The organism is Streptomyces sp. NPDC102467 (assembly GCF_044765445.1).
In the GTDB taxonomy this organism is placed as follows: domain Bacteria; phylum Actinomycetota; class Actinomycetes; order Streptomycetales; family Streptomycetaceae; genus Streptomyces.
Genome location: NZ_JBIWKA010000003.1, coordinates 406,541 through 423,232, shown reverse-complemented (window position 1 = coordinate 423,232; position 16,692 = coordinate 406,541). Strand labels below are relative to the sequence as shown.

23 protein-coding genes are annotated in these 16,692 nt (G+C 65.9%); all 23 read right to left on the bottom strand.

All coding sequences use genetic code 11. The features are described 5' to 3' along the window. Positions 1–31: 31 nt before the first annotated feature. Complete coding sequence (locus tag ACIREE_RS07940; protein ID WP_404147844.1) at positions 32–1,870, bottom strand: glycosyltransferase family 39 protein; 1,839 nt, start codon at positions 1,868–1,870, stop codon at positions 32–34. Then, on the bottom strand, positions 1,870–2,916 hold the full coding sequence (locus tag ACIREE_RS07935) for a glycoside hydrolase family 26 protein (protein ID WP_404147841.1): 1,047 nt from the start codon (positions 2,914–2,916) through the stop codon (positions 1,870–1,872). Before ACIREE_RS07935 ends, ACIREE_RS07940 begins: the two co-directional genes overlap by 1 nt. Beyond that, positions 2,916–4,502 carry a glycosyltransferase family 2 protein gene (locus ACIREE_RS07930; protein ID WP_404147837.1) on the bottom strand — a complete coding sequence of 529 codons (1,587 nt, stop codon included), beginning with the start codon at positions 4,500–4,502 and terminating at the stop codon, positions 2,916–2,918. The genes ACIREE_RS07935 and ACIREE_RS07930 overlap by 1 nt, the downstream gene beginning before the upstream one ends. A 200-nt stretch (positions 4,503–4,702) precedes the next feature. After that, the gene (gene truA, locus ACIREE_RS07925) at positions 4,703–5,557 is read right to left on the bottom strand and encodes a tRNA pseudouridine(38-40) synthase TruA (protein ID WP_404147835.1); all 855 of its coding nucleotides are present in this window, start codon (positions 5,555–5,557) and stop codon (positions 4,703–4,705) included. Between the two features lie 143 nt (positions 5,558–5,700). Further along, positions 5,701–6,195 carry a 50S ribosomal protein L17 gene (gene rplQ / locus ACIREE_RS07920; protein WP_404147832.1) on the bottom strand — a complete coding sequence of 165 codons (495 nt, stop codon included), beginning with the start codon at positions 6,193–6,195 and terminating at the stop codon, positions 5,701–5,703. Positions 6,196–6,311: 116 nt separating this feature from the next. Beyond that, positions 6,312–7,334, bottom strand: a complete 1,023-nt coding sequence (locus ACIREE_RS07915; RefSeq protein WP_306939468.1) for a DNA-directed RNA polymerase subunit alpha — start codon at positions 7,332–7,334, stop codon at positions 6,312–6,314. A gap of 132 nt (positions 7,335–7,466) precedes the next feature. Next, positions 7,467–7,871: a 30S ribosomal protein S11 gene (gene rpsK, locus ACIREE_RS07910; protein ID WP_003948617.1), complete on the bottom strand. Its 405-nt coding sequence runs from the start codon at positions 7,869–7,871 to the stop codon at positions 7,467–7,469. Between the two features lie 66 nt (positions 7,872–7,937). Further along, a complete protein-coding gene (gene rpsM / locus ACIREE_RS07905; protein ID WP_404147828.1) occupies positions 7,938–8,318 on the bottom strand; it encodes a 30S ribosomal protein S13 in 381 nt (126 codons plus the stop codon). 218 nt (positions 8,319–8,536) lie between these two features. Beyond that, the gene (gene rpmJ, locus ACIREE_RS07900) at positions 8,537–8,650 is read right to left on the bottom strand and encodes a 50S ribosomal protein L36 (RefSeq protein WP_003974245.1); all 114 of its coding nucleotides are present in this window, start codon (positions 8,648–8,650) and stop codon (positions 8,537–8,539) included. A gap of 57 nt (positions 8,651–8,707) precedes the next feature. Next, complete coding sequence (gene infA / locus ACIREE_RS07895) at positions 8,708–8,929, bottom strand: translation initiation factor IF-1 (protein ID WP_004927214.1); 222 nt, start codon at positions 8,927–8,929, stop codon at positions 8,708–8,710. Between the two features lie 234 nt (positions 8,930–9,163). Beyond that, positions 9,164–10,000, bottom strand: a complete 837-nt coding sequence (map, locus tag ACIREE_RS07890; protein WP_404147825.1) for a type I methionyl aminopeptidase — start codon at positions 9,998–10,000, stop codon at positions 9,164–9,166. A gap of 129 nt (positions 10,001–10,129) precedes the next feature. Further along, a complete protein-coding gene (locus ACIREE_RS07885) occupies positions 10,130–10,777 on the bottom strand; it encodes an adenylate kinase (protein WP_404147822.1) in 648 nt (215 codons plus the stop codon). Next, positions 10,777–12,090, bottom strand: coding sequence for a preprotein translocase subunit SecY (gene secY / locus ACIREE_RS07880; RefSeq protein ID WP_404147819.1), 1,314 nt, complete (start codon positions 12,088–12,090; stop codon positions 10,777–10,779). Before secY ends, ACIREE_RS07885 begins: the two co-directional genes overlap by 1 nt. 236 nt (positions 12,091–12,326) lie before the next feature. Then, positions 12,327–12,782, bottom strand: a complete 456-nt coding sequence (rplO, locus tag ACIREE_RS07875) for a 50S ribosomal protein L15 (RefSeq protein WP_404147816.1) — start codon at positions 12,780–12,782, stop codon at positions 12,327–12,329. A gap of 2 nt (positions 12,783–12,784) precedes the next feature. Next, positions 12,785–12,967, bottom strand: a complete 183-nt coding sequence (rpmD, locus tag ACIREE_RS07870) for a 50S ribosomal protein L30 (protein WP_404147815.1) — start codon at positions 12,965–12,967, stop codon at positions 12,785–12,787. Continuing rightward, positions 12,967–13,572, bottom strand: coding sequence for a 30S ribosomal protein S5 (gene rpsE / locus ACIREE_RS07865; RefSeq protein WP_356491262.1), 606 nt, complete (start codon positions 13,570–13,572; stop codon positions 12,967–12,969). The genes rpmD and rpsE overlap by 1 nt, the downstream gene beginning before the upstream one ends. A 41-nt stretch (positions 13,573–13,613) precedes the next feature. After that, positions 13,614–13,997 (bottom strand): 50S ribosomal protein L18, encoded by a 384-nt coding sequence (gene rplR / locus ACIREE_RS07860; RefSeq protein ID WP_404147812.1) that lies wholly within the window; start codon positions 13,995–13,997, stop codon positions 13,614–13,616. A gap of 3 nt (positions 13,998–14,000) precedes the next feature. Further along, on the bottom strand, positions 14,001–14,540 hold the full coding sequence (gene rplF, locus ACIREE_RS07855) for a 50S ribosomal protein L6 (RefSeq protein WP_404147810.1): 540 nt from the start codon (positions 14,538–14,540) through the stop codon (positions 14,001–14,003). 24 nt (positions 14,541–14,564) lie between these two features. Further along, positions 14,565–14,963, bottom strand: coding sequence for a 30S ribosomal protein S8 (gene rpsH / locus ACIREE_RS07850; RefSeq protein WP_326020850.1), 399 nt, complete (start codon positions 14,961–14,963; stop codon positions 14,565–14,567). Between the two features lie 210 nt (positions 14,964–15,173). Further along, entirely contained in the window at positions 15,174–15,359 is a 186-nt protein-coding gene (locus ACIREE_RS07845) for a type Z 30S ribosomal protein S14 (protein ID WP_003948630.1), read from the bottom strand. A gap of 5 nt (positions 15,360–15,364) precedes the next feature. After that, entirely contained in the window at positions 15,365–15,922 is a 558-nt protein-coding gene (gene rplE, locus ACIREE_RS07840; protein WP_324772721.1) for a 50S ribosomal protein L5, read from the bottom strand. Continuing rightward, a complete protein-coding gene (gene rplX / locus ACIREE_RS07835; RefSeq protein WP_324772723.1) occupies positions 15,922–16,245 on the bottom strand; it encodes a 50S ribosomal protein L24 in 324 nt (107 codons plus the stop codon). Before rplX ends, rplE begins: the two co-directional genes overlap by 1 nt. Positions 16,246–16,247: 2 nt before the next feature. Next, positions 16,248–16,616: a 50S ribosomal protein L14 gene (rplN, locus tag ACIREE_RS07830; RefSeq protein WP_003974257.1), complete on the bottom strand. Its 369-nt coding sequence runs from the start codon at positions 16,614–16,616 to the stop codon at positions 16,248–16,250. Between the last annotated feature and the right edge of the window lie 76 nt (positions 16,617–16,692).

Sequence of the window (16,692 nt, the reverse complement as noted above, 5' to 3'; positions counted from 1 at the left end):
ACGAGGAGAAGCGGATGCGAGGGAAGACGGCTCAGGCCGTCTTGACCCAGATCCGGTACGTGCCGGTGCCGCTGGAGTTCGTGAAGGGGATATTGCCCAGGAGCCGGTAGTGCGGGTTGCCCTTGACGGAGGCAGCGACGATGTCGTCCACCCGCGGGTTGGTGAGCCCGTCGAGCACGATCAGGTCGAAGTCGCCGTCGCGCACCGCCGAGCGGTATGCCTCGTCACCCGTGAGGTACTTGCCCTTCTTGTTCGCGTACTCCATGCCGAAGACGCTCGCCCACTGCCGCTGGCTGGTCTTCTCCCGCAGGTAGTAGACAGGCACCTCGGGCGTCGAACTCAGGTAGTGGCCCTTGGAGTTCACGTGCGGCGAGATCGTGCGGACCATCTGCGAAGAGTCCGGCCAGACGCCGAAGCGCCAGTCCGCCTGCGAGATGCCCAGGCACAGCACGGCCGTCCACAGCAGAATGCCGAGCTGCGGATAGCGGAAGTGCGCCCCGATCAGTCGGGTGACGCCGATGCCCGCCATGGGCGCCGCGAAGAACAGGCCGAAGCCGACGTGCTTGTAAAGCGAGACGACGGTGGCCAGATGGACCTGGTACGCGGGTGCGAGCAGCGCGGTCCCGCAGAGCAGCAGACCCACCAGCGCACGCCAGCGCCAGCCGGGGTTGCCGAGCCGGCGGGCGAGCGGCGACTCGTTCATCCGGCTGCGCCGCACGTACGAGATCGCGCCGCCCGCCGCCGTGAGGAACATCAGCCCGCCCCACTTGGCGGACTGCTCCAGGAGGAAGCGCGTGCTGTCGGAGCCGTGGTCACGATTGGTGGTGGTCTGCTTCACGCCGTCGAGCAGATCGGTGGCGTATGCCCCGGCCGCGAGCAGCGCGCCGATACCGAGCGCGAGCACCACCATCCGCAGGACCGAGGACTTGGCGCCACGCCGTGGCCAGGCGGTGAGGAGCGCCAGCACCACGATCGTCGGCAGGTACAGGGCGGACGCGTATTTCACACCGACCGCGAGTACCGCGACGGGCGCGGCGAGCAGCACAGCGATCGCGGGCAGCCGGTCGGTGCGCACCACGATCCAGGTGGTCAGGGCGAGCAGGAAGAGAGCCATCGCGTCGTACGTCGCGAAGTACCCCATGACGACGGTCGACTGGACCACCGCGAAGAGTCCGGCCGCGGCCAGCGCCGCCCGCTCGTTGAACATCCGTCGCGTGATCGCGTACAGCAGTCCGGTGACGGCCAGCATGAAGACGAGACTGAGCGAGCGTGCGCCCGCGAGCCCGAACGTCCCGTCCACCAACGCCGCCAGTACCGGATACAGCTGCGGCGAACCGGAGAAGTACGCGGCGTAGTCGACGGGCAGCGGCGTCCCGTGCAGCAGGTGCGCGAGCTCGGCATGGCCCGCGCTGAGATACAACGCCTCGTCCTGGAACGCCGTGTTGGACAACCGCAGTGAAAGCACCGCCTGGATCGCAAGGACGCACAGCAGCACACCGCGGCTCACCCAGGCCCGGCGCCGACTGGCCGTCATGTCCCAGCCGGCTTCCGGCGTCTCCGGTATCTCGTAGGCCGGCCCGGCGGGCACCTCCTCCACCGTGTGCAGCGCATACGTGGGCTGATCGCCCTGCCGCTGCTCGGGGATGGCCCGGGTGTGCGGCTCCGCGTAGTACTGCTGCGGCGGCGCGTACACCTGCCCGTACGGCTCCTGCTGGTACGGGTAGGCGTTCGGCTCGTACCCGTGGTCGGCCGGGGTCCGGTCCTGCTGATCCTGCTCGTCGGAGCGCCCGTCGGAGTTGAACCAGGTGAAGTCCTCTTCGCCGTAAGGATCGTAGGGCTGCGGTACGTAAGGGCTTTCGTTGCGACTCATCACGGCTTCCGTACGTCGAAGCCGAAGCGGTCGTCGGCGGCGAGCCGCTTGAACTCCTTCAGCGCCAGCGGACTCGCCTCCAGACGCCAGTCGGCACGCTTCTTGTGGTTGAACCAGACGAACCCGATGAGACTCTCGTCGGCCTCGACACCGGCGAAGAGGTTGCGGATGTCCGCCCGGCGGCGCTCCCCGCCCGCGGCTGCCGTCTCGGCCAGCAGCACCGGCTTCTTGGTGAACGTACGGACCTCGTCGATGGTCGGACCGAACACGGACGAGAACGCGTTGTCCTCCTCGGCCGTGAAGTAGCCGATGAGCCCGACCCAGTCGACGTACCCGTCACCGGGGTAGTACGGCTTCAGCCGGACGTCCTTGACCGGGTTGATGATGTTGGGCGCCCAGGCCCAGATCACGTTCGAGGCACCGGCGTCGGTGAACGTGTCGTGGATGTGGCGCCACGCGGCGACGTACTCCTTCGGAGTCGTGTGCTTGGTGCCCCACTTCTCCCAGCCGCCGTTCATCTCGTCGGCGAAGTCCATGACGACGGGCAGGTTCAGCTTCTTCACCGCGGCCGCGTACTGCTTCAGGTACGTGTCGGACTTGCCCGCGACGATGTCCGCCATGGTGACGTCGAAGGGCTCCCAGGACATGTAGGTCAGAGCGCCCTCGGCCCACGCGTTGCGCACACCGGTGGCGTCGAAGCCGTCGCCCCAGGCGGCGTAGTACTCGATGAGGTTGGGCTGTTTGCCGGTCATCCTCGTGTACGCGTCGACGGCTTTCATCGACGTCGGCGCGTCCTTGACCGCGGCGCCGAAGTACTTCTTTTCCGGCTTCAACAACGGTGTCACGTCGTACGGCGCCTGACTGTCGGCCTCGGCCGAGGCGCCCGTTCCAGCACCGTCCGCGGACTTCGAACTCCCGCCGTCGGAGCCGGAGTCGTCGAGCAGTGAACAGCCGCCGAGGGCGAGGGACGCGGCCAGCGCGAGACCGCAGGCCCGGGTGGCCCTGACGCGGGAAGTCGCGGCGCGAGTGGTCCTGGTACGGAACATCAGACGGTGCTCTCCGCTCGAGGCTGCACGAGGACCCGGCCGACGACGAGCGCGTAGAAGAGCCCGGAGGACAGGATCAGGGCGAAATCGGGGGCGTGCATCGTGAACATGCGCCACACGGCGGCGCCCACCCAGAGCAGCGCGGTTCCGCCGCCCCAGATCCACATGCCGATCCAGAACCGGCGGGTCTTGTTCTTCTTGGCACCGGAGGAACCGGTGGGCTGCCAGCCCATCCGGTTCTTGCGCAGGATGTCCCAGATGGCGAAGACGTGCGCCCAGCCGTACATCATGCGGGCCGCCCACGCCTCCAGGCGGTAGGGCGCCTTGTGCCACATCGGGAAGATGATCGTGGTGTAAAGGATGCTGGGCAGGACGAGCAGCAGATGCTCGACCTTCAGCTTGCCCGGCATCGTCAGCAGGAGCACGAGCGGGATGACCGGCGCCGCGAACGTGAAGAGCGCGGTGTGGATGTAGTAGAAGAACCCCGACATGTAGCAGAGCCGGCTGGAGAACTTGATCTTCCGTTGCCAGAATTTCTTGCTGGCCATCAGGCTCATCGAACCCGAGCACCACCGGTACTGCTGGTTGAAGAAGGCGCCTGCGCTGTCCGGGCACACGCCTGTCGACACGGCGACCGGCACGTACCGCAGATCCCAGCCGAGCCCCCTCAGGTCGAACCCGGTGTGCACGTCCTCGGAGTGCTCGATGAGGGTGGTCCCGCCGTTGCTCTCCAGCGCGGCCCGCCGGTACACGGCGCAGCTGCCCACGCAGATCGCGCCGTCGCTGCCCTGCCGCGACACCTGGACCGAGCGGTAGAACAGCTCCTGCACGGCGCCCGCGCCGCGCTCGATCCAGTTCTGCGAGTCGAGCACCCGGAAGTACTGCGGCGACTGCACGATGCCGATGCCGTCGTCGGCCTCCATGTACGGGAGCAGTTCCTCCAGCAGGTCGGCGCGCGGCGTGAAGTCGGCGTCGAGGATGAGGATGTACTTGCCGTCCGACTGTCCGAATCCGAAGTGCAAATTGCCGGCCTTCTTGAACCAGCCGCGGTTCTCCCGGGTGCCGTACCGGAAGCCGAAGTCCTTCGCCATGGCGGCAAGATCGGGGTTCGCCCCGTCGTCGAGGACGAACGGCACGCACTCCCCCGGATACCGGTCGGCCATCGCCCGCACGTGCCGCCAGGTGTTGTGCAGCACCTCGATGGGCTCGCCGCACACCGGCAGGAACACGTCAACCGACGGATAGACCTCCGGCCGCCAGTTCTGCACGAGCCGCCGGTGGTGCTTGATGTCGAAGTCGCGGGTGAACCCGTTCACCCGCAGCGACACCAGGTAGTAGATGACGGTGAACACGAGCAGCGGCGTGTACGCCCAGAGCAGTGGCGTGGACTGCGCCAGCTTGAACTGACTGACGACCAGGCAGCAGAAGCTGATCAGTGAGCTGATGGTCAGGATCCACAGCCGCCTGCGGGCATAGGAGTACTTTTCCCTGTCCGACGGCGGCAATGGCAACAGACCGAGCGGCGCGCGTCCCCGCAGGCGCGCAGCGCGACGCCCCCCGGTCCGCACAGAGCCAGATGAACTCATACGGAAACCCCCCGGGCCGTACGCGGCCCGTGCTACCCCCACTTCATCCGGCCACCCCATTCGAACCCCTGGCCGGACCGCGGAAGCATAGCCGAGTTACGAGGGTTAAATACGAACAGACGTGTTACCTGAGGATTTCGTCTCTTCTCGCCTCAGCCGTACAACCATCCCCCTGTTTCAACTGTCGGCACTTCAACGCCTCAGCAGCACCCAGCCCCCGGCAACGTCCGCTTGTTCCGCGCTTCCTTGTTGCGGGCCGCCAGCAACTCATCGGCGGGATAGCCCACTTCCTCCAGTGTCAGACCGTGCGGCCGCACCACGTGCACGGCGGAGTCCCGCACCCCGGCGGCGAGCACCTTGCCCGGCCAGTCGGGGCCCCGGTGCCCGTCCCCCACGAACAGCAACGCCCCGATCAGGGACCGCACCATGTTGTGGCAGAACGCGTCGGCCCGCACGGTGGCGGTGACGATCCCGTCGTCGCCGCGCACGAGACTCAGCTCCTGCAGCGTACGAATGGTCGTGGCACCCTCACGCCGCTTGCAGTACGCGGCGAAGTCGTGCTCCCCGAGCAGGTGCTCGGCGGCAGCGTTCATGGCGTCGACGTCCAACGGCCAGTCGTGCCAGAGCACATGACCCCGCAGCAGCGGATCGACGCCGCCCTGATGGTCGGTCACGCGGTACGCGTAGCGCCGCCAGACCGCCGAGAACCGGGCGTTGAACCCGCTGGGCGCCTCCTGGACCGACCACACCCGCACATCCTTGGCCAGCCGCCCGGCGAGCCGCTTCAGCAGCTTCTCCCGGTGCTCGGCCCACACGCTCTCCGGCAGATCCACGTGTGCCACCTGCCCGCGCGCGTGCACCCCCGAGTCGGTCCGCCCCGCCACGGTCAGCTCGTACGCGGACGAGGACCGGGTCACGGTGCGCAGCGCGTCCTCGATCTCCCCCTGCACGGTCCGCCGCCCGCCGGCCTGCTTGGCCCACCCGGAGAAGTCCTTGCCGTCGTACGACAGATCGAGCCGCACACGCACGAACCCGTCGGCTGCTTCGTCACTCACTCGCAGATCCTTTCAACAACACGAAAGCGGGCCCGCCCCCACGAAAGGGAACGGGCCCGCCAAGCGCCCCGCAGGGGCGCGGGGAACTGCGCGACCAGCCACGACGAAGCCGCAGCCGCCCACAGACAGCACCCGATGGACGACTAGGCGTCCTTCGACTCCTCGGCGGCAGCCGGCTTGGCGTCCTCGACGACCTCGGCGGCCGGAGCGGCAGCCTCGGCGTCCTTGGCGGAACGCTTGGTGGCGGCCTCGGCCTCACCAGTGGCCTGCTGCGCGACCGTCAGGGCCTCGACCAGCTCGATGACAGCCATGGGCGCGTTGTCGCCACGACGGTTACCGATCTTGGTGATACGGGTGTAACCACCCGGACGGTTCTCGTAGCGCGGGCCGATCTCGGTGAAGAGCGTGTGGACGACGCTCTTGTCCGTGATCACCGTGAGCACCTGACGGCGGTTGTGAAGGTCGCCCTTCTTCGCCTTGGTGACCAGACGCTCCGCGTACGGGCGCAGACGACGGGCCTTGGCCTCGGTCGTCGTGATCTTGCCGTGCTCGAAGAGCGACTTCGCGAGGTTCGCGAGCAGCAGCTTCTCGTGCGCGGCACTGCCGCCCAGACGGGCACCCTTGGAAGGCTTCGGCATGATGTTTCTCCTTGGTGTCTGCTCCGGCCGTATCAGGTACCGAAGTCAGTATCCGAGCAGGCGGTCGCCTGTCGGAGATCCGGGGGGCGTGGATCATGCCCCCCGGAGGAGACCGATCAGTACTGCTCGGTCTCCACAAAACCCGCGTCCGCGTCGTCGTCGGCGCCGAAGGCGTCCGCGGCTGCGGTCGGGTCGAATCCGGGCGGGCTGTCCTTGAGGGCCAGGCCCATGCCGACCAGCTTCGCCTTGACCTCGTCGATCGACTTCGCACCAAAGTTACGGATGTCGAGCAGGTCGGCCTCGGAGCGGGCGACGAGCTCACCCACGGAGTGGATGCCCTCACGCTTGAGGCAGTTGTACGACCGAACGGTGAGCTCGAGCTCCTCGATCGGCAGCGCCAGATCGGCGGCCAGGGCGGCGTCCGTCGGGGACGGACCCATGTCGATGCCCTCGGCGTCGATGTTCAGCTCGCGGGCGAGACCGAACAGCTCGACCAGCGTCTTACCGGCAGACGCCATGGCGTCACGGGGACGCATGGCCTGCTTGGTCTCGACGTCGACGATCAGCTTGTCGAAGTCGGTGCGCTGCTCGACACGCGTCGCCTCGACCTTGTACGTGACCTTGAGAACCGGCGAGTAGATCGAGTCGACCGGGATGCGCCCGATCTCCTGACCGACCTGCTTGTTCTGCACCGCGGAGACGTAGCCGCGACCGCGCTCGACGGTCAGCTCCATCTCCAGCTTGCCCTTGCCGTTGAGCGTGGCGAGGACGAGGTCGGGGTTGTGCACCTCGACACCGGCCGGGGGCGCGATGTCGGCGGCGGTGACCAGACCCGGGCCCTGCTTGCGCAGGTACATCACGACCGGCTCGTCGTGCTCCGAGGAGACGACCAGCTGCTTGATGTTGAGGATCAGGTCGGTGACGTCCTCCTTGACGCCCGGCACGGTGGTGAACTCGTGCAGGACACCGTCGATACGGATGGACGTGACCGCCGCACCCGGGATCGAGGAGAGCAGGGTCCGGCGCAGGGAGTTGCCGAGGGTGTAGCCGAAGCCCGGCTCCAGCGGCTCGATCACGAACCGGGAGCGGAACTCGTCGACGACCTCTTCGGTCAACGAGGGACGCTGAGCGATCAGCATGTAAATAAGTCCTTCAGTTCAGGGGCACCCACTATTTGATGCCCTGAGATACATCAAAGGGTACGGGCGGTACCGCCCAAAAGAGCCGTACCGCCCGAAGACCTCAGACCAAGCAGCGACCTGCGTCGAAAATCAGACGCGGCGACGCTTGGGCGGACGGCAGCCGTTGTGCGGGGTCGGCGTGACGTCCTGGATCGAGCCGACCTCGAGGCCGGTCGCCTGCAGGGAACGGATGGCGGTCTCACGACCGGAACCCGGGCCCTTGACGAAGACGTCGACCTTGCGCATGCCGTGCTCCTGCGCGCGACGGGCAGCCGACTCGGCAGCCATCTGCGCGGCGAACGGCGTGGACTTGCGCGAGCCCTTGAAGCCGACGTGGCCGGCGGAGGCCCACGAGATCACGTTGCCGGTCGGGTCCGTGATGGACACGATCGTGTTGTTGAACGTGCTCTTGATGTGCGCGTGGCCGTGAGCGACGTTCTTCTTTTCCTTGCGGCGCACCTTCTTGGCAGCGCCCTGACGTCCCTTGGGGGGCATGTCGTTCTCCTACGGGGGAGGTGGTCGGTCCTACAGCGAAGACCGCTGATGAGCGTCCGCTGAGGACTACTTCTTGCCCGGCTTCTTCTTACCGGCGATGGCGCGACGCGGGCCCTTGCGGGTGCGGGCGTTCGTGCTGGTGCGCTGACCGCGGACCGGCAGACCACGACGGTGGCGCAGACCCTGGTAGCAGCCGATCTCGACCTTGCGGCGGATGTCGGCCTGGATCTCGCGACGGAGGTCACCCTCGGTCTGGAAGTTCTGGTCCACGTACTCGCGGATCTTGACGAGGTCTTCCTCGCTCAGATCACGAACGCGGGTGTTGCGGTCCACACCGATGGTGTCCAGCGTGAGCTGGGCGCGCGTACGGCCGATGCCGAACACGTAGGTGAGGGCAACCTCGATGCGCTTTTCGCGCGGGAGGTCAACGCCTTCAACGCGTGCCATTCATGGCTCCTGTTGATTTTCGGAGGTCTGTAGCAGAGCCACTCCCAGGCCGCCGTCCCCGCTGTCTCCAGCGGTTCGGTACGACTGGGTCCCCGGCCTCCGACCGAAGGTGTCGCCGCAGTGTCCGTATGGGTCCACTGCCGGCGGGCCCTGCATATGTACTCAAATGTTGCGTGCGTCGCGCGAAACTCTGCGAACGAACTGCAGTCAGTCGTGCGTCAGCCCTGGCGCTGCTTGTGGCGCGGGTTGTCGCAGATCACCATGACCCGACCGTGACGGCGGATCACCCTGCACTTGTCGCAGATCTTCTTGACGCTCGGCTTGACCTTCATGGGTGAGGTTCTCCGGGTCAGTTGCCGGCGGCCCGCGGAAAGCGGGACGGGCAAGATCTACTTGTACCGGTAGACGATCCGGCCACGCGTCAGGTCGTACGGAGACAACTCCACCACGACCCGGTCGTCAGGGAGGATACGGATGTAGTGCATCCGCATCTTTCCGCTGATGTGAGCCAGGACCTGGTGGCCGTTCTGGAGCTCCACCCTGAACATGGCGTTCGGAAGAGACTCGACGACAGTGCCTTCGATCTCGATGGCACCTTGCTTCTTGGCCACGCTTCGCCCTTCGAATCGACTACCTTGATCGACTCTTTGATCGCATGCAGGCATGCAGATACACGAGAGCCGACGAGTCAGTCTACGTCAGCACCCCCGGAAAGACGAATCCGAGAATTCTGCCCTATCCGGGAGATCAATAAGCCCCACGACCCACCCCGGCTTCACGCCGACGGATCAGACGCAGCAGCCCCACCGGCTCCGCCCGACCACCGCCCGGGGAGGTCAGGCGGGTCACGCCAGCGGATCAGGCGCCGCCGTCACACCCAGCTCCGCCAGCTTCGCCTTGCCGCCGTCCGGGGAGGTCAGGACCAGCGGGCCCTCCTCCGTCAGAGCCACCGAGTGCTCCCAGTGCGAGGACCAGGTGCCGTCCGTCGTGATGACCGTCCAGTCGTCCTCCAGGACCTCGGTCCTGGGGGTGCCGAGGGAGACCATGGGCTCGATGGCCAGGCAGAAGCCGGGGACGAGCTTGGGGCCCTTGCCGCGGCGGCGCTCGACGTAGTTCAGCAGGTGCGGGTCCATGTGCATCTCGGTGCCGATGCCGTGGCCGCCGTAGTCCTCGACGATGCCGTACTTGCCGCCGCCGGGCTTCGGCTGGCGGCGGATGTAGGACTCGATCGCGCGCGAGATGTCGACCAGCCGGTTGCCCGCCTTCATGGCGGCGATCCCGGCCCACATCGACTCCTCCGTCACCCGGGACAGCTCGGCGAGCTCCGGCGCGTGACCGGTCCCGACGAGCGCGGTGTACGCGGCGTCGCCGTGCCAGCCGTCGATGATCGCGCCCGCGTCGATGGAGACGATGTCGCCGTCCTCCAGGACGACCTTGTCGCTCGGGATGCCGTGGACCACGACCTCGTTCTTGGAGGTGCAGATGGTCGCGGGGAAGCCCCCGTATCCCAGGAAGTTCGGCTTCGCCCCGTGCTCGGCGATGACCTTGCGGGCGACCTCGTCCAAGTCCTTGGTGGTCGCGCCCGGCACGGCCGCCTCACGGGTCGCGGCATGGATCGCCGCGACGACAAGCCCCGCCTCCCGCATCTTGCGAATCTGGTCGGGGGTCTTGATCTGCACCATGGGGGCCTGCGCTCTCCGTCATCCAGTACGAGGTGTACGTACACCAACACTAAGGCCGCGGCCCCCCTGACAGGGAACCGCGGCCTCAGCCACGTACAGAAGAAGAACGTGTACAGAAGGAGAACGGGACTAGCGTCCCAGGGCCTCCATGGCGCGCGCCGTGACCTCTTCCACCTTGCCGAGCGCCGAGATCGTCTTCACGAGCCCCTGCTCCCGGTAGTAGTCGATGATCGGCTCGGTCTGCGTGTGGTAGACCTCGAGCCGCTTGCGCACGGTCTCTTCCTTGTCGTCGTCGCGCTGGTACAGCTCGCCGCCACAGATGTCACAGACACCCTCGGTCTTGGGCTGCTTGTACGCGACGTGGAACACGTGCGCCGAGTCGTTACGACAGATGCGGCGGCCGGCGATGCGCTTGACCACCTCGTCCTCGGGGACCTCCAGGTCCAGGACCGCGTCCAGCTTCACGTCATCCGCCTTCAGGGCGACGTCGAGCGCCTCGGCCTGCGAGACGTTGCGAGGGAAGCCGTCGAGCAGGAAGCCGTTCACGGCGTCCGGCTGCTCCATGCGGTCCTTGGCCATCCCAATGGTGATCTCGTCCGGTACCAGCTGGCCCGCGTCCATGAACGCCTTGGCCTGCTTGCCCAGCTCCGTGCCCTTGCTGATGTTGGCACGGAAGAGGTCGCCCGTGGAGATGTGCGGGATCGACAGGTTCTTGGCAAGAAACGCGGCCTGCGTTCCCTTGCCGGCACCAGGCGGCCCGACGAGGACGATTCGCATCAGCGGAGGAACCCTTCGTAATTGCGCTGCTGAAGCTGGCTCTCGATCTGCTTCACCGTCTCCAGACCAACACCCACGATGATCAGGATGCTGGTGCCGCCGAACGGGAAGTTCTGGTTTGCCCCGAAACCAACCAACGCCATCGTCGGTACGAGAGCGATGAGCCCCAAGTACAGCGAACCCGGCCAGGTGATCCGATTGAGCACGTACGAAAGGTACTCAGCGGTCGGTCGGCCAGCCCGGATGCCCGGGATGAAGCCACCATACTTCTTCATGTTGTCCGCGACTTCGTCGGGGTTGAACGAGATCGCCACGTAGAAGAACGCGAAAAACACGATCAAGAGGAAGTACGTAACGATATAGATCGGGTGGTTTCCCTTGGTCAGGTGATCGTCGATCCACAGCTTCCACGACGAGTCACCACCGGCGAACTGGGCGACCAGCGCAGGGATGTAGAGCAGCGACGAGGCGAAGATGACCGGGATCACACCCGCCTGGTTCACCTTGAGCGGGATGTACGTAGACGTACCGCCATAGGAACGGCGGCCGATCATGCGCTTCGCGTACTGCACCGGAATACGGCGCTGGGCCTGCTCGACGAAGACGACGAGGCCGACCATGACGAGGCCGACGAGGATGACCGTGCCGAACTCGATCCAGCCGTCGGCCAGCGAGCCACCCTGCTTGATGGCCCAGAGGGCGGACGGGAAGGTGGCGGCGATCGAGATGAACATCAGGATCGACATGCCGTTGCCGATGCCCTTGTCGGTGATGAGCTCACCGAGCCACATCATCACGCAGGTGCCTGCGGTCATCGTGATGACCATCGTGATGGTGATGAAGATCGATTGGTCCGGCACGATCTGACTCGCGACGGGGCACCCTTGGAACAGGGCGCCGGTACGGGCGGTGGCGACGAGGCCCGTGCCCTGAAGGATGGCGAGTGCCACGGTCAGGTAGCGGGTGTACTGCGTGATCTTCGCCGTACCTGCCTGACCCTCCTTCTTGAGGGCTTCGAGGCGCGGGATCACCACGGTGAGCAGCTGCAGAATGATGCTCGCGGTGATGTACGGCATGATGCCGAGCGCGAAGACCGTGATCTGCAGCAGCGCGCCACCGCTGAACATGTTCACCAGACCGAACAGTCCGGTGCTGGATTTGGCCACGTCCATGCACGTCTGGACGTTCGAGTAATCCACTCCGGGGATCGGCACGTGCGCGCCGAGCCGGTAGATCACGACGATGCCCAACGTGAAGAGCAGCTTCTTGCGCAGGTCGGGCGTCTTGAACGCCCGGGCGAACGCGGTGAGCACGGTGCCTCCTGCGACCCCCGCGCGCGTGCGTCAGAGGTGACGGTCTTGAGGATTCGACGAATGGGTAACGGTCAAGACCCGGGATTGGTGCCGGGGGCACACAACTAGCCCGGAAATTAACAGCGGTCGCCACCTTACCGGCGTACCCGCCCCCCTAGGAACGACCAACCGGGGATACCCCATTTGTGGGGTATCCCCGGTCGGGATCGCTCATGTCATCGAGACGGCGTCTGAGATCAGACGAGCTCGGTGACCGTACCGCCCGCGGCGGTGATCTTCTCCTTGGCGGAGCCGGAGACGGCGTCGACCGTCACCTGCAGCGCCACGGAGATCTCGCCCTGGCCCAGGACCTTGACGAGGCTGTTCTTACGGACAGCACCCTTCTCCACCAGACCCGCGACGGTGACTTCGCCACCGTCGGGGTACAGCGAGGTGAGCTTGTCCAGGTTCACGACCTGGAACTCGACCTTGAAGGGGTTCCGGAAGCCCTTGAGCTTCGGGAGACGCATGTGGAGGGGCATCTGGCCACCCTCGAAGCGCTCCGGAACCTGGTAACGGGCCTTCGTGCCCTTGGTACCACGACCGGCCGTCTTACCCTTCGACGCCTCACCACGACCAACACGGGTCTTGGCGGTCTTGGCGCCGGGGGCCGGACGGAGGTTGTGGATCTTGAGCGGGTTGTTCTCCGCCATGATCAGTCGACCTCCTCGACCGTCACGAGGTGGCGGACGGTGTGCACCATGCCGCGGAACTCGGGACGATCCTCCTTGACGACCTGCGTGTTGATGCCCTTGAGACCAAGGGAGCGCAGGGTGTCACGGTGGTTCTGCTTGCTGCCGATGTACGACTTCGTCTGCGTGACCTTGAGCTGTGCCATTACGCAGCACCAGCCCCGGCACGTGCACGAAGCAGAGCCGCGGGGGCGACGTCCTCGAGGGGCAGACCACGGCGAGCCGCGATCTCCTCGGGGCGCTGCAGACCCTTCAGGGCCTCCACGGTCGCGTGCACGATGTTGATCGCGTTCGACGAGCCGAGCGACTTCGACAGGATGTCGTGAACGCCGGCGCACTCGAGCACAGCACGCACCGGGCCACCGGCGATAACGCCGGTACCGGGGGAAGCAGGCTTGAGCAGGACGACGCCCGCGGCCTTCTCGCCCGTGATCGGGTGCGGGATGGTGCCCTGGATACGGGGGACCTTGAAGAAGTGCTTCTTGGCCTCCTCAACACCCTTGGCGATGGCGGCCGGCACCTCCTTGGCCTTGCCGTAACCGACACCTACGGTGCCGTCACCGTCGCCCACCACGACGAGCGCGGTGAAGCTGAAGCGACGGCCACCCTTGACAACCTTGGCGACACGGTTGATCGCGACAACGCGCTCAACGTATGCGGTCTTCTCGGCGGCAGCGCCACCGTCGCGACCCTTCCGGTCCCGCCGCTCGCCGCCACCGGCACCGCTTCCGCGGCGCTGGGGTCCAGCCATTGGAATTACCTCTCTCTGTTTCCGCTAGCTACGGAACCGGCTCAGAACTTCAGTCCGGCTTCGCGGGCGGCGTCCGCCAGGGCGGCGATGCGCCCGGCGTACTGGTTGCCACCACGGTCGAACACGACAGTCTCGACACCGGCGGCCTTGGCGCGCTCGGCGACCAGGGCGCCGACCGACTTGGCCTGCGCGGACTTGTCGCCCTCGCCGCCGCGGATCGACGTGTCCAGGGTGGACGCCGACGCCAGGGTGTGACCCTTAACGTCGTCGATCACCTGGGCGACGATGTTGCGGTTGGAGCGCGTCACGACCAGGCGCGGACGCTCGGCCGTACCCGAGATGTGCTTACGGATACGGATGTGGCGGCGCTTGATAGCCGCGCGCTTGTAAGCGTCGCCCTTAGCGATCTTCTGACCGTATGCCATGGCTTACTTACCCGCCTTTCCGACCTTGCGGCGGATGACTTCGCCTTCGTACTTGACGCCCTTGGCCTTGTACGGGTCGGGCTTGCGCAGCTTGCGGATGTTGGCCGCAACCTCGCCGACCTTCTGCTTGTCGATGCCCTCGACCGAGAACTTGGTCGCCGATTCGACCTTGAACGAGATGCCCTCGGGCGCCTCGACCAGGATCGGGTGGCTGTAGCCGAGCGAGAACTCCAGGTTGGAGCCCTTCGCCAGAACGCGGTAACCGACACCGCTGATCTCGAGCTTCTTCACGTAACCCGTGGTCACGCCGGTGATCATGTTCGCCACCAGCGTGCGGGACAGGCCGTGCAGGGCCTTGTTCTGACGCTCGTCGTTGGGGCGGGTGACGTTCAGAACGCCGTCCTCACCCTTGGCGATGTCGATCGGCGCGACGACGGTGTGACTCAGGGTTCCCTTGGAACCCTTTACCGTGACGTTGCGGCCATCGATGGTGACGTCCACGCCGGCGGGAACCGTGATGGGGAGCTTGCCAATACGCGACATAGCTGTTTCCTCCGTTCCCTTCCGCTACCAGACGTAGGCGAGGACTTCCCCACCCACGCCCTTCTTGCCTGCCTGCTGGCCGGTCAGGAGACCGTGCGACGTGGAGATGACCGCCACGCCGAGGCCGCCGAGGACCTTCGGCAGGTTGGTGGACTTCGCGTAAACGCGCAGACCCGGCTTGGAGATCCGCTTGATGCCGGCGATCGAACGCTCACGGTTCGGGCCGAACTTCAGCTCCAGGACGAGGGACTTGCCGACCTCGGCGTCCTCGACCTTCCAGCCGGTGATGAAACCCTCCTGCTGGAGGATCTCGGCGATGTGCGACTTGATCTTGCTGTGCGGCATAGCCACGGTGTCGTGGTACGCCGAGTTCGCGTTCCGCAGACGCGTAAGCATGTCTGCGATCGGATCAGTCATGGTCATGAATTGGCCTTCGGCCTCTCTCGCCGGGGTTTCCGATGCGCCATCCCTCTCCCCACACAGGGGCGGGACGGGTGCGGCGCGGGGACCTACGGCGTAGTAAGTCGGTGAGGGCGGCAGAGCGCCCAACCCTCCTAGCCTAAGCCATGAGAGCAGGAGCCTCTGCCGACCCCTTACTTACCGAGAGATCCAAGCAGTCCCGAAAAGCGGGAACTACCAGGAGCTCTTGGTCACGCCCGGCAGCTCGCCACGGTGAGCCATCTCACGAAGGCAGACGCGGCACAGGCCGAACTTGCGGTACACGGAGTGCGGGCGGCCACAACGCTGGCAGCGGGTGTAGCCACGCACACCGAACTTGGGCTTACGAGCAGCCTTGGCAATAAGAGCCTTCTTCGCCATCTCGCTTACGCCTCCTTGAACGGGAAGCCGAGGTGACGAAGGAGGGCGCGGCCCTCGTCGTCATTGGTCGCCGTGGTGACCACGGTGATGTCCATACCCCGGACGCGGTCGATCTTGTCCTGGTCGATCTCGTGGAACATGACCTGCTCCGTGAGACCGAAGGTGTAGTTGCCACGGCCGTCGAACTGCTTGGGGGACAGACCACGGAAGTCGCGGATGCGCGGCAGCGCGAGCGACAGGGTGCGGTCCAGGAACTCCCACATGCGGTCGCCACGGAGCGTGACGTGGGCGCCGATCGGCTGGCCCTCGCGCAGCTTGAACTGCGCGATGGACTTACGGGCCTTGGTGATGGCCGGCTTCTGACCCGTGATGGTGGTCAGGTCGCGGACGGCACCGTCCATGAGCTTGGAGTCACGCGCGGCGTCACCCACACCCATGTTGACCACGATCTTGACGAGGCCGGGGATCTGCATGACGTTCTCGTACGAGAACTCTTCCTGCAGCTTGCCCTTGATCTCGTCGCGGTACTTCTGCTTCAGACGCGGGTTCGTGGTGGTAGTCATCAGATGTCCTCACCCGTCCGCTTGGCAACGCGGATCTTGTTGCCCTCGTCGTCGAAGCGGTAACCGACGCGCGTGACGACCTTGTTGCCGTCCTTCTCCACGACCAGCGAAACGTTGGAAACGTGGATCGGGGCCTCGGTGGTCACAATGCCGCCGGCCTGCGAGCCGGAAGCCGTGGGACCGGCCTTGGTGTGCTTCTTGACCCGGTTGACACCCTCGACCAGGACGCGCTCGTCGCGCGGGTAAGCGGCAATGACCTTGCCCTGCTTGCCCTTGTCCTTGCCGGTGATGACCTGGACCAGGTCACCCTTCTTGATCTTCATGCTTACAGCACCTCCGGCGCGAGCGAGATGATCTTCATGAACTTCTTCTCGCGCAGCTCACGGCCCACCGGGCCGAAGATACGGGTGCCGCGAGGGTCGCCGTCGTTCTTCAGAATGACGGCGGCGTTCTCGTCGAAGCGGATGTACGAGCCGTCCGGACGGCGGCGCTCCTTGACGGTGCGAACGATGACCGCCTTGACGACGTCACCCTTCTTCACGTTGCCACCGGGGATCGCGTCCTTGACGGTGGCGACGATGACGTCACCGATGCCCGCGTAGCGGCGACCCGAGCCACCGAGAACACGGATGGTGAGAATTTCCTTCGCACCCGTGTTGTCGGCGACACGCAGTCGCGACTCCTGCTGGATCACGTCTATCTCCTGATTGTCTGCCGGTTCCCGGCAGGGGCTGCTCTCTGACGAGAGGGCCCCTGCCGAGCCTGGCGGA

Excerpts from the sequence above, each read along its gene's own strand:
- ACIREE_RS07940 (WP_404147844.1), bottom strand. The coding sequence starts at position 1,870 with ATGAGTCGCAACGAAAGCCCTTACGTACCGCAGCCCTACGATCCTTAC.
- ACIREE_RS07935 (WP_404147841.1), bottom strand. The coding sequence starts at position 2,916 with ATGTTCCGTACCAGGACCACTCGCGCCGCGACTTCCCGCGTCAGGGCC.
- ACIREE_RS07930 (WP_404147837.1), bottom strand. The coding sequence starts at position 4,502 with ATGAGTTCATCTGGCTCTGTGCGGACCGGGGGGCGTCGCGCTGCGCGC.
- rplQ (WP_404147832.1), bottom strand. The coding sequence starts at position 6,195 with ATGCCGAAGCCTTCCAAGGGTGCCCGTCTGGGCGGCAGTGCCGCGCAC.
- ACIREE_RS07915 (WP_306939468.1), bottom strand. The coding sequence starts at position 7,334 with ATGCTGATCGCTCAGCGTCCCTCGTTGACCGAAGAGGTCGTCGACGAG.
- rpsK (WP_003948617.1), bottom strand. The coding sequence starts at position 7,871 with ATGCCCCCCAAGGGACGTCAGGGCGCTGCCAAGAAGGTGCGCCGCAAG.
- rpsM (WP_404147828.1), bottom strand. The coding sequence starts at position 8,318 with ATGGCACGCGTTGAAGGCGTTGACCTCCCGCGCGAAAAGCGCATCGAG.
- rpmJ (WP_003974245.1), bottom strand. The coding sequence starts at position 8,650 with ATGAAGGTCAAGCCGAGCGTCAAGAAGATCTGCGACAAGTGCAGGGTG.
- map (WP_404147825.1), bottom strand. The coding sequence starts at position 10,000 with ATGGTGCAGATCAAGACCCCCGACCAGATTCGCAAGATGCGGGAGGCG.
- ACIREE_RS07885 (WP_404147822.1), bottom strand. The coding sequence starts at position 10,777 with ATGCGAATCGTCCTCGTCGGGCCGCCTGGTGCCGGCAAGGGAACGCAG.
- rplO (WP_404147816.1), bottom strand. The coding sequence starts at position 12,782 with ATGGCGGAGAACAACCCGCTCAAGATCCACAACCTCCGTCCGGCCCCC.
- rpmD (WP_404147815.1), bottom strand. The coding sequence starts at position 12,967 with ATGGCACAGCTCAAGGTCACGCAGACGAAGTCGTACATCGGCAGCAAG.
- rpsE (WP_356491262.1), bottom strand. The coding sequence starts at position 13,572 with ATGGCTGGACCCCAGCGCCGCGGAAGCGGTGCCGGTGGCGGCGAGCGG.
- rplR (WP_404147812.1), bottom strand. The coding sequence starts at position 13,997 with ATGGCATACGGTCAGAAGATCGCTAAGGGCGACGCTTACAAGCGCGCG.
- rplF (WP_404147810.1), bottom strand. The coding sequence starts at position 14,540 with ATGTCGCGTATTGGCAAGCTCCCCATCACGGTTCCCGCCGGCGTGGAC.
- rpsH (WP_326020850.1), bottom strand. The coding sequence starts at position 14,963 with ATGACCATGACTGATCCGATCGCAGACATGCTTACGCGTCTGCGGAAC.
- ACIREE_RS07845 (WP_003948630.1), bottom strand. The coding sequence starts at position 15,359 with ATGGCGAAGAAGGCTCTTATTGCCAAGGCTGCTCGTAAGCCCAAGTTC.
- rplE (WP_324772721.1), bottom strand. The coding sequence starts at position 15,922 with ATGACTACCACCACGAACCCGCGTCTGAAGCAGAAGTACCGCGACGAG.
- rplX (WP_324772723.1), bottom strand. The coding sequence starts at position 16,245 with ATGAAGATCAAGAAGGGTGACCTGGTCCAGGTCATCACCGGCAAGGAC.